Consider the following 9751-nt stretch of genomic DNA (forward strand, 5'->3'; position numbering starts at 1 on the left):
CCTCACTTCTCGTTCTCCGAGGGGGACGTGGATCGCCTGCGGTCGTCGACGCCGCCGGGTACGAGTCTCCCGGCGGCGTCGACGACGTGGCGGCGGATCAGGCCGCGGGCGGGGTGAGCACGGTGTCGATCATGTACACCGTGGCGTTCGCGGTCTTGACCCCGCCGCAGATGACCGCGGCGTCGGCGACCTCGATCTGATCGCCGGACCTGGTGACGGTGACCTCGGCGCCCTCGACGGTCTTGTGGGTGCCTGCGATCTTGTCCGGCGCGATCCGACCGGGCACCACGTGGTAGGTGAGGATCTTGGTCAGCGTCGCCGAGTCGGTCTTCAAGGACTCGACGGTGGCCGGATCGAGCTTGGCGAACGCCGAGTCCACCGGCGCGAAGACGGTGAACTGTCCGCCGTTGAGGGTGTCGACGAGATTCACCTGGGGGTTGAGCTGTCCTGACACCGCCGCGGTCAACGTGGTCAGCATCGGGTTGTTCGCCGCGGCGGTGGCGACCGGGGCTTCGGCCATCCCGTTGACCGATCCGGCGCCGGAGGGCACCTGCTGGGCGTAGGCGGCGCACCCCGGGCCCACCAGACCTGCCGCCGGATCGGCCGACATCGTCGACGACGCGGCCGCCGAGGCGGTTGTGTTCGAGGAACTCGTCGCGGAATCGGAACTGTCGTCCGAACAGGCGGTCGCGCCGAGCGCCGCCGTCAGCATCGCCGCCACGAGAACCGAACGCATGACTGTCATTGGTGTCAACCTCTTCCGTCGTGGGCGGCCGAGTGATGCGCCGCCGGAGTGTGAACACCAGGAGTTCGCGGCGCGGTCGCCACCGGATTGCTCCGGATCGCCGCCGAATCGCCCGCGCACCGGTAGCGGCACTCTCGCTCTCGCCCCGCGCGGGCCGCCGGCGGTTGCGCTTCGACGCGCAGGCCACGCCACGGGCCTGCTCCGAGCCGAGGACTGATCAGGTCGGATCCGACTGTCGCACCGACGATGTCGTTCGGAAGTCGATCACGGTCTCCTCGATCGACTCCGCCTCGACGGATGGACCCGAGACGTCCCGCGCCATCCACGTCGGCAGACCGGATCAGCCCGTTTTGACGAGGTCGTCGGGTCGCCAGGTCTGGTCGTAGAAGCGACTTCGGTGCCGTACAGACGCAGGGCGACGATGAAGTGGCGGTCGGGAATGGTCTGGACGTATGCCGCGTCGGCTACGCCGTCGGGTTTGCGGGGGCCGAACCAGATGCCGATCGAGCCGTCGGTGTTGTGGGGGATGTCGTAGTAGCCGTTGGTTGAGGGCAGCAGCTGTTCGGTTTCGGGCATGGCGCCGTCGGTGACGTTGTAGGCGGTGGTCGCCCAGAACAGGCCGGCGGGCACGTCGGCGGGCAGGCGCAGTTTGTAGGTATGGCTGCCGTGCAGGAATTCACCGGCGGCGTCGTGATACGTGAACGGGTATTTCGATCCGGCCCCGGTGGAGTGGATGTTCATCGCCGGGGCCGAGGAATAGGCGTACTGGAAGAACCGGGAGCGGGTGGTGATGTCGAGGTAGCTGTCCTGCATCCACTCGGCAGTGCCGCCCGCCCAGGCGACCTGCCAGCGGCGGTCGTCGTAGTACAGGTTGCGCTCGTCCTCGCGGCCGAGTTGGGCCGAGGCCAGGATCATCCGGGGTGCGTCGGCAATCGCTCGGTCCAGCGCGGTGCGCTGCCAGTCCGAAGACTCGAACGGCTCGCCTTTGATGATCCCGATCGAGGCCAGCACGCCGCGCGACTCGGGTTCGATCGCGCAGACCGGTTCGTAGTCGACGAACTCTTTCAGCTTGGTCCAGAACGTGAAGTCCGTCGGATACATCATGTTCAGGCGCTGTCCGCTGGCGTTGGGGAAGCGCATGGCCGGGACATCCTTCTCCGGCGTCCACAGCGGGAAGACCCGGGTGCGTTCGGCGACCGCCACACCCGCGGCCGGGTCCGGCTCGCCGTCGCCGCGGCCCATCAGCGCTCGGAAGAACAGGAAGACGTTGTAGGTGGTGGAGGTGACGGTGTAGTAGCCGTTCGGGATGTGGCCGTCGTAGTTCGGCGGCAACAGCAGATAGAGACCGCCCCGCGCACGATCCGGGCCGATGGCGCCGACATCGGTCAGCGTGCGCTGGAAGAAGTCGGTGAACATCCCGATCACATTCGCGGGCGCGTTGACCACCAACGGTCCCGTCTGTTTCAGGTCCAGATAGCTCATCGCGTAGATGACATCGGCGTTCGGGGTCGGGACCCAGGTGCGGCTGTCCATCCGATCCTTCCAGATCGGCAGGATGTGATACCCGCGCCCGAACACGCTCTCCGATCCGTCCCGCATCCCGATCACGTTCAGGGCGGGCAGCATGGTCATATAGGCGTGCACCGCGCGCTGGTAGACCAACTCCGCGCGAAGTGATTCCGCTTCGCGCCTCGGCAGCCAGTTGCCGCCGTTGATCTGTCGGACCAGCGGCGAGCTCGGGTCCGAGCGTCCCGAGTGGTCGATGTTGGTGGTCCCGGACATGGCCGCCTCTCGGTCGGATGATGCGGAGACATCCCTCGCGACGCTACTCGAGCCACACGTGCGTCAGCCCTAGCAACACACCTGGTCAGGTGCAGAACGCGCGAATTGATGTGGCAGAGTTCGGTGCGCGTGCTCCGGGGACGGTGCGAGCCGTTCGAGGGTCGTTCATGGCCCGGCCGGTCGCCGTGCCCGTCGGGGGCGGTCCCGGTCGGGTGTGCGATCGTTCGGGCGCGTGGGATCCTCGAGATCAGGGACCTTGTGGTGGTTTCTCGTGCGGGCGTGCCGCTGGTGCGTCGGTTGACGGTGCAGGCGTGGCTGCAATTGGTGATGGGCGTGATGGTGGGGCTGGTGTTGCTCGGCGCCGCGGTCGGGGCGCGGGCGATCGAGACGACCAAGGACCGTACCGGGGAGTTGATCAACGCGATCCAACCGGCGGTGTCGGAGGCCTATCGGTTGCAGGCGGCGTGGATCGATCAGGAGACCGGCGCGCGCGGCTACGCGATCACCGGAGATCCGAGTTTCCTCGAACCCTATCGGTCCGGGCGGGATCAGGAACAGCGCTCGACGCGGCGGCTGCGCGAGCTGCTGGGCGGGCGCACCGAACTGACCGCGGATCTGGACGCGCTCGCCGAGGCGGGTGCGCGGTGGCGCGAGGTCTACGCCGAACCATTGGTCACCGCGCCCGACCCCGCCGCGGGTCTCGGGGCCCGGTTGCGCTCCCGGGAGAGCTCCGACAACGGGAAGGCGGCCTTCGACGCCCTGCGGGCCAGGTTCGATACCCAGAACCGCCATCTCGAGCAGGCCCGTGTCGACACCCGGGCCGAGGTGATGCACAGCCGCGACACCCGCAACGCGGTCCTGGCGGGCTCGGTGCTGCTGTTCCTGCTCACCATGGTCGTGTTGACGGTCGTGCTGCGCCGCTTGGTAGCCGCGCCGCTGCGCGGACTGGAGAACGCCTCGCGCCGGGTCGCCGACGGCGACCTCGATCACCACATTCCGGTGAACGGGCCCGCGGACCTGGCCACGGTCGCCGAAGCGGTCGAGTCGATGCGTGAACGCGTCGTGACCGATCTGGCCGGATCACGTGCCGCCGAAGCCGAACTGTCGCGTCAGGCCGCGCGGTTGGACGCCCAGACCGAGGAGTTGCGCCGCTCCAACCTCGAACTCGAGCAATTCGCCTACGTCGCCTCCCACGACTTGCAGGAACCACTGCGCAAAGTCGCCTCGTTCTGCCAACTGTTGGCCAAACGTTACGGCGACCGCCTCGATGACCGGGGCCGTCAATACATCAATTACGCCGTCGACGGCGCGAAGCGGATGCAGATCCTGATCAACTACCTGCTGGCCTTCTCCCGTGTGGGACGCGCCGAACCCCTCACCCCCGCGCCCGCCATGACACTCACCACGGCACTGGACACGGCCTTGACCGCCTTGAGCACGATCGTCGAGGAATCCGGCGCGCAGATCCGCCGCCCGGCATCGCTGCCCGACTTCCAGGGCGAAGCGACGTTGTTGACGATGTTGTGGCAGAACTTGATCGGCAACGCCCTCAAATTCACCCGGCCCGATCAGACCCCGGTGATCACCATCGCGACCACTACCATTCCAGACCCGCCCGACGGCGGCGACCCTGTCGATATCGACGGGGGTGCGGAGGGGTTCGCGCTGATCACGGTCAGCGACAACGGGATCGGGATCTCTTCGGAGTACGCGGAGAAGGTGTTCGTGATCTTCCAACGCCTGCACAACCGCAGCGAGTTCGAGGGCACCGGTATCGGTTTGGCGATCTGCCGCAAGATCGTCGACCACTACGGCGGGCGCATCTGGATCGACACCGACTACACCGACGGCGCGCGCTTCTGCTTCACGCTGCCGGTCCGGTGACCCACCACGGCGTCGGTGAATCCTTGCCGCAAGGCGTCGCGCAACGACAACAACTGATTCGCGCCGGGGCTGATCGCGATCAACGCTGCCGCGACGAAGAACGGTTGCCAGTGCGGATTCGGCATGCCCTACATTCCGGCGAAGACCGGCCGTGTTCGTGACGGGGCCTGGGTCCGCATCGTCGCGGTGCCCGCCTCCGTGGGAGTCCACGTGTCGTGGTCGGGGTGGTAGGTGATCAGCCCGGCTGATCGGAAGCCTTCGAGCCATCCGCCCATGGGCCACCAGCCCCAGCGGTCGTGGAAGGTTCGGGCGTTGGCGAGTATGTCGGCGAGGTGCCCGATGGGCGGGTCCTCGACGGGGTGGTGCTGGTGGTAGCTGTCGGCGCCGCCGACCCAGCAGGGGCGGATGCCGAGTTCGGCTGCTCGGTAGGCGAAGTCGGTGTCCTCGCCGCCGTATCCCCGGTATCGGGTGTCGAAACCGCCGATGCGCCGCCAGGTGGCGTCGGGGATGGCGAACGACAGCGACCAGAACAGTGCGGGGTCGTCGCCGTCGAGGAGGCTGTCAGGGGGTGGATCGGGTCGGGCGGGGTGTGGGTCGCGCAGGTCGGCCAGATGGTCGAGGTCGTAGCCGAGCGCGGGCGGGGGAGGCAGGTAGGTGACCGGGCCGCAGAGCAGTCGGTCGGCGGTGTGTCGGGCGGCGTGGCGGTAGCGGGTGAGTAGTTGCGGGCTCGGGACGCAGTCGACGTCCAGGAAGACGAGCAGTTCGGCCCCGACGGCCAGTGCGGCGCGGGCTCCGGTGTTGCGGGCGGCGGCCAGCGGTAGTGGTGAGCGTGGCGGGAGTTCGACGCAGTCGGCTCCGGTGCCGCGCAAGGTGGTGACGATGTCGGGGTCGCCCATCGAGACGACGATGTGGTGATCCGCGCGCTCGGTCGCGGCGCGGAGTCCGGCGAGTTGGTTGCGCAGATGGGTTCGACGGTGCGCGGCGATGGTGATGACGGCGGTTCTCATCGGGAGGCTCCGTGGGCGATGCGTTCGATGGCGCGGGCGGCGCGCGCGGCCGCTCCCGCGGTGCGCCATTGCCGCCAGCGTCGGGTGTCGATGTCCAGTGCGCGGGTGAGAAGTTCGGGCCACCGCCGTTCGGTGGGCCAGGTGTCGGTGGTGATCGCGAGGCCGGCGTGGGCGAGTGTGGCCGCGGTGGCGTGCTGTTCGTCGAAGGGGCGTCGCGAGGGGATGAGGACGGCGGGTTTGGCGGCGGCGGCGATATCGGCGACCGAGCCTTGTCCGGCGTGGGCGACGACGATGTCGGCCGTGCGCAGGCGCGGCCAGGGGTCGTCCTGCCATCCGTCGAGTCCCACCGTGTGCCAGACGAATCGGAGGTCCGATCGCGCGCAGGAGCCGACGTCGGCCGGGGTGAAGTCCGTTCCGCCCGCGCCGCCCAGCACCACGACGTTCGGTTCACGGTGTCGGTCGGATTCCGTGCGGGGACGTCCGTCGAAGCGGCTGATCCCGCCGGTGTAGCAGGTCTTGGCGCGGTGGGGGCGCAGCCAGTCCGGTTCGTACAATCGCCGCGGCCACGTGGCGATGATCGAGTCGGCGAACTCGTGCACCATGCGGTGCGGGGGATCGGTACGGACCCCCGGCAGGGCCATCGTGATCACGGGAATCCCGTGCAGTCGCGCCAGCAACGCGACTTCGACCGAGACGTCCACGACCATCGCGGTGGGGCGCGCCGCGTCGATCCAGGCCGATATCGCCGACATGCGGTCCCGCAGGCCGTCGTCCGCGCGTGGCGCCCAGTGCAGGCATCCCGAGGCGGTGGGGTCTCGCGCGGGCGCGCCTCGGTCGTCGCGTGCCAGGGTCACGGTGGCGTGGAAGGGCCGCGAGTCGGCCAGGGGAAGCGAACTCAGCGCGGTGACCGGTTCGGACAGTTCCGCGCAGATGCTCCGGGCGCGGACGAGATGCCCCGCTCCGTGGTGGTGGATGTAGTAGCCGATCATGCGACACGCCTGCCGTCGGGGTCGTCGGCGGCGTGCAGTAGACGGTGGTAGCAGCGCAGGTAGGACTCCAGCATCGTCGGATAGCCGCAGTGGGTCCGGGCTCGTCTGCGCGCGGCCTGGCGGGGCAGTTCGGCGGCGGACTCCGCGGCGGCGGCCAGGCTGTCGAGGTCGTCCGGTTCGGCCAGTCGCGCGCACGAGGTGTCCACGATCTCCGGGATGCCGCCGCGGGCGAAGGCGGCGACGGGGGTGCCGCAGGCCAGCGCCTCGGCGACGACGAGTCCGTAGGGTTCGTCCCAGCGCGGGGTGATCAGGGCGACGCCGCAGTCGCCGACCAGGCGGGCGAGTTCGTCCTGGGCCAGATGGCCGTGGTAGCGGACGCCGGGGCCGAGGCGGGGCGCGACGACGTCCTCGAAGTAGCGTCGGTCGCTGAGCGGACCCGCGAGGTGCAGGGTTCGTCCCACTCGCGCGGCGACCTCGATGGCCAGGTGGGTGCCCTTCTCCGGGGTGATGCGGCCGAACCAGACGAGATCGGAGCCGCCGGGGCCTGCGGGCCAGCGGTCGGTGTCGATGCCGTTGGTGATCACTTCGATCGCGGGCAGCGAGCGCGACCAGGTCGCGGCGGTGTGCCTGCTGACTGCGGCGAAGGCCGAACCGGCTCCCTTGGTGACCTCCAGCGCTGATTCGAGCCAGGGAGTCGGCGGAGTGTGCAGGGTGGTGAGCATGGGGATGGGCAGTGCGGGCGCCATCGCGACGGGCAGGTAGTGCAGGCTGTGGTTGTGCACGACGTCGTAGGACGCGGGCCCGAGCGCCATCAGGTCGGTCATCAGGGCGAGGTAGGCGTGGTGGTCGGTCAGGAAAGCATCCGTGGGCATCGACGGGTCGAGGGCGGCCAGGGCGCTGACCCGGAAATTCTGGACGGTGATGACGCGGTCGGCGACGGCGGGATCGCTGCCGGGTGCGGCGAACAGGGTGACGCGATGGCCCCGAGCGCGCAGAGCACGGCTCAGGTGCCAGACGTGGGCCTCCAGTCCGCCCGCGAACGGTTCGGCGATGGGATGACGGTTCGACGCCAACACCGCGATGTGTAACGACCTGTGCCGCAACGTCATCGGCACACCCGTTCGTAGATTCGGCGATGCGCGCGCGCCAACTCGGCGCGTTCGGCGCGCCGCTCCGGCCATCCGGGACGTCGAACGGCCGCGGTCCGGGCCGCCCGGAGCGCGCGGACGAGCGAGTCCGGGTCGAAGCGCTCTTCGTCGTGACCGTAGGTGTGGCAAGGACGTTGATCGTGGTAGTAGCCGCAATCGGGCGCGATGACGGCGGTGCCGAGATCGTGGCACGCCTCCAACCATCCCGAGTGCGTGCCGAACCGGTAAGGCAGGACCGACACCGACAGCTCGGACAGGTACCGCCACAGTTCGGCGTCGGAGAAGTACGGGTGCACCCGCACGTCGACCTGCGGACGGTGGCCGTAGGCGAGCAGGCGTTCGCCCACTTCCGGGTTGTACCAGTGGTTTCGCGGATCGAACAGTTCGTCGTGCACGTCGACGCGCAACACCGTGTCGGGCAGCGAGCGCACCGCGTCGGCGAGGGTGTCCAGAACAGGCAGCGGGTCCATGTTCGCCCGCAGACTCTTGACGTGGACCCCGACGACGAATCCCGTGCGAGCGCGCCGCGGTGAGCACAACAGCGCCGGACCGACGACGTGGGGGTGCGGCAACACCTCGGCGCTACGGCCCCACCGCCGGTGGATCTCCTCGGCCGCGCCGTCGGTGAGGGTGATGAGCGCGTCCGCCGCGGGAACGAGGACGTCGAGATGCTCACGGTGCTCGCGCGGATCGGGTTGGTGCGGATTGCGCAGATCGTGCACGGTGTAGACCAGCGGTTTGCCGTGGGCGCGCAGGGTGTCGACCACTTCGGTCAGCGTCCGGGCGTCGAGCGCGTCGAACCCGAAATGGATGTGGAACACGTCGAATCGCGCGTGATGGGCACGAATCCACGCCGGATCCAGCATCAGCGGCGGCCACCATCCGCCGGGCACCGTACGACCGTCGGCGGGCACGGGATCGGGTAGTCGGATCACCCGGTCACCGCGATCGGGGGCCGACAGATGCCTGACGTACACATGCGATCCGGGAACCGAGGCCACTCGGATCACCTGCTGCCGCGCCGCCGTGTCCCGCGGAAGCCTCTCGACTCGACGCACGGTCTCGGCCACGGATTCGGTCTGCGAACTACCCGACATGGAAAGCGCCTCTCTGCTGCTGCCGGTGGACACCAGGCCCCGCGGTGCTACCCCGGCAGAAGCACCTCAACCAACGGTTCCGATGCGCCGGCCCACCCGAGTTCCGATCGACGCCGGCGGGTCGACGCGCACACGTTCCGGGCACGTCCGACCGGCTCGCCCCGACGGAGCTTCTCGGAGCGAGCGGCGGCCGGCGTCACGAAACCCGGTGGCCTACAGGATCGGTCTGCCGCCGGTGACGGCCAGGCGCGCGCCGGAGATGTAGCTGCCGTCGTCGCCGGCGAGCAGGACGTAGGCGGGGGCGAGTTCGGCGGGTTGGCCCGCGCGCCCCAGCGGTACGTCGTCGCCGAAGTTCGCGACTTTCTCCGGTGGCATGGTCGAGGGGATCAGCGGGGTCCAGATCGGTCCGGGGGCCACGCTGTTGACTCGGATGCCGCGTTCGCCGAGGAGTTGGGCCAGGCTGGCGGAGAAGTTCGCGATGGCGGCTTTGGTGGCGGCGTAGGGGGCGAGGGTGGGGGAGGGCATGTCGGAGTTGACCGAGGAGCTGCCGATGATCGACGAACCCGGCGGCATGTGCGGCAGCGCGGCTTTCACCAGGTGGAAGTAGGCGCCGACGTTGAGTTCGAAGGTGTGGTCGAACTCCTCGTCGCTGATCTCCTCGATCGTCTCGTGGGTCATCTGGTAGGCCGCGTTGGACACCAGGACGTCGATCTTGCCGAATTCGTCCGCGGCGCGGTCGATGACGGCGCGGCAGTGCGCGGGATCGGCGAGATCCCCGGCCACGAGCACCGCGCGTCGTCCGGCCTGCTCGACCAGGGCGGCGACCTGTTTCGCGTCGTCGTGCTCGTCGAGGTAGGAGATGAGCACGTCGGCGCCCTCGCGGGCGAAGGCGATCGCGACGGCGCGGCCGATACCGCTGTCGGCGCCGGTGATCACGGCCGCCTTTCCGGTCAGTTTGCCCGAGCCGCGGTAGCTGTCCTCACCGCAGTCGGGCAGCGGTGACATCCGGCTCTGTTGTCCGGGGACCTCTTGCTGCTGTTCGGGAAATCCCATCCGATCCTCCAGAGGTATCGGCCGTCGAGGGACGGCATGATAAGGG

9 protein-coding genes are annotated in these 9751 nt (G+C 69.0%); 1 reads left to right on the forward strand and 8 read right to left on the reverse strand.

Going from position 1 to position 9751, the window contains the following annotated elements; translation table 11 throughout:
• Positions 1 to 97: 97 nt before the first annotated feature.
• Both ON30_RS11210 and ON30_RS11215 read right to left on the reverse strand, forming a co-directional pair.
• Positions 98 to 745, reverse strand: coding sequence for a fasciclin domain-containing protein (locus ON30_RS11210; protein ID WP_040706394.1), 648 nt, complete (start codon positions 743 to 745; stop codon positions 98 to 100).
• A gap of 264 nt (positions 746 to 1009) precedes the next feature.
• Positions 1010 to 2527: a DUF1254 domain-containing protein gene (locus ON30_RS11215; RefSeq protein WP_218006249.1), complete on the reverse strand. Its 1518-nt coding sequence runs from the start codon at positions 2525 to 2527 to the stop codon at positions 1010 to 1012.
• 261 nt (positions 2528 to 2788) lie between these two features.
• On the opposite strand from ON30_RS11215, the gene ON30_RS11220 reads away from it, so the two are divergent.
• Positions 2789 to 4411, forward strand: a complete 1623-nt coding sequence (locus tag ON30_RS11220) for a sensor histidine kinase (protein ID WP_245554002.1) — start codon at positions 2789 to 2791, stop codon at positions 4409 to 4411.
• Here the strand turns inward: ON30_RS11220 and ON30_RS39015 are convergent.
• The 6 genes from ON30_RS39015 to ON30_RS11245 all read right to left on the reverse strand — a co-directional run bounded on the left by ON30_RS39015 (position 4366) and on the right by ON30_RS11245 (position 9705).
• Positions 4366 to 4536, reverse strand: coding sequence for a hypothetical protein (locus ON30_RS39015; RefSeq protein WP_157183692.1), 171 nt, complete (start codon positions 4534 to 4536; stop codon positions 4366 to 4368). The genes ON30_RS11220 and ON30_RS39015 overlap by 46 nt on opposite strands.
• Positions 4537 to 4539: 3 nt before the next feature.
• Positions 4540 to 5418: a glycosyltransferase family 2 protein gene (locus ON30_RS11225; protein ID WP_051029187.1), complete on the reverse strand. Its 879-nt coding sequence runs from the start codon at positions 5416 to 5418 to the stop codon at positions 4540 to 4542.
• Positions 5415 to 6407, reverse strand: coding sequence for a glycosyltransferase (locus ON30_RS11230; protein ID WP_040706396.1), 993 nt, complete (start codon positions 6405 to 6407; stop codon positions 5415 to 5417). Before ON30_RS11230 ends, ON30_RS11225 begins: the two co-directional genes overlap by 4 nt.
• A complete protein-coding gene (locus ON30_RS11235; protein ID WP_040706420.1) occupies positions 6404 to 7516 on the reverse strand; it encodes a glycosyltransferase in 1113 nt (370 codons plus the stop codon). The genes ON30_RS11230 and ON30_RS11235 overlap by 4 nt, the downstream gene beginning before the upstream one ends.
• Positions 7513 to 8565: a glycosyltransferase gene (locus ON30_RS11240; RefSeq protein WP_040706421.1), complete on the reverse strand. Its 1053-nt coding sequence runs from the start codon at positions 8563 to 8565 to the stop codon at positions 7513 to 7515. The genes ON30_RS11235 and ON30_RS11240 overlap by 4 nt, the downstream gene beginning before the upstream one ends.
• Before the next feature lie 300 nt (positions 8566 to 8865).
• Positions 8866 to 9705, reverse strand: a complete 840-nt coding sequence (locus tag ON30_RS11245; protein WP_040706399.1) for a glucose 1-dehydrogenase — start codon at positions 9703 to 9705, stop codon at positions 8866 to 8868.
• Between the last annotated feature and the right edge of the window lie 46 nt (positions 9706 to 9751).

The organism is Nocardia takedensis NBRC 100417 (assembly GCF_000308695.1).
In the GTDB taxonomy this organism is placed as follows: Bacteria; Actinomycetota; Actinomycetes; order Mycobacteriales; family Mycobacteriaceae; genus Nocardia; species Nocardia takedensis.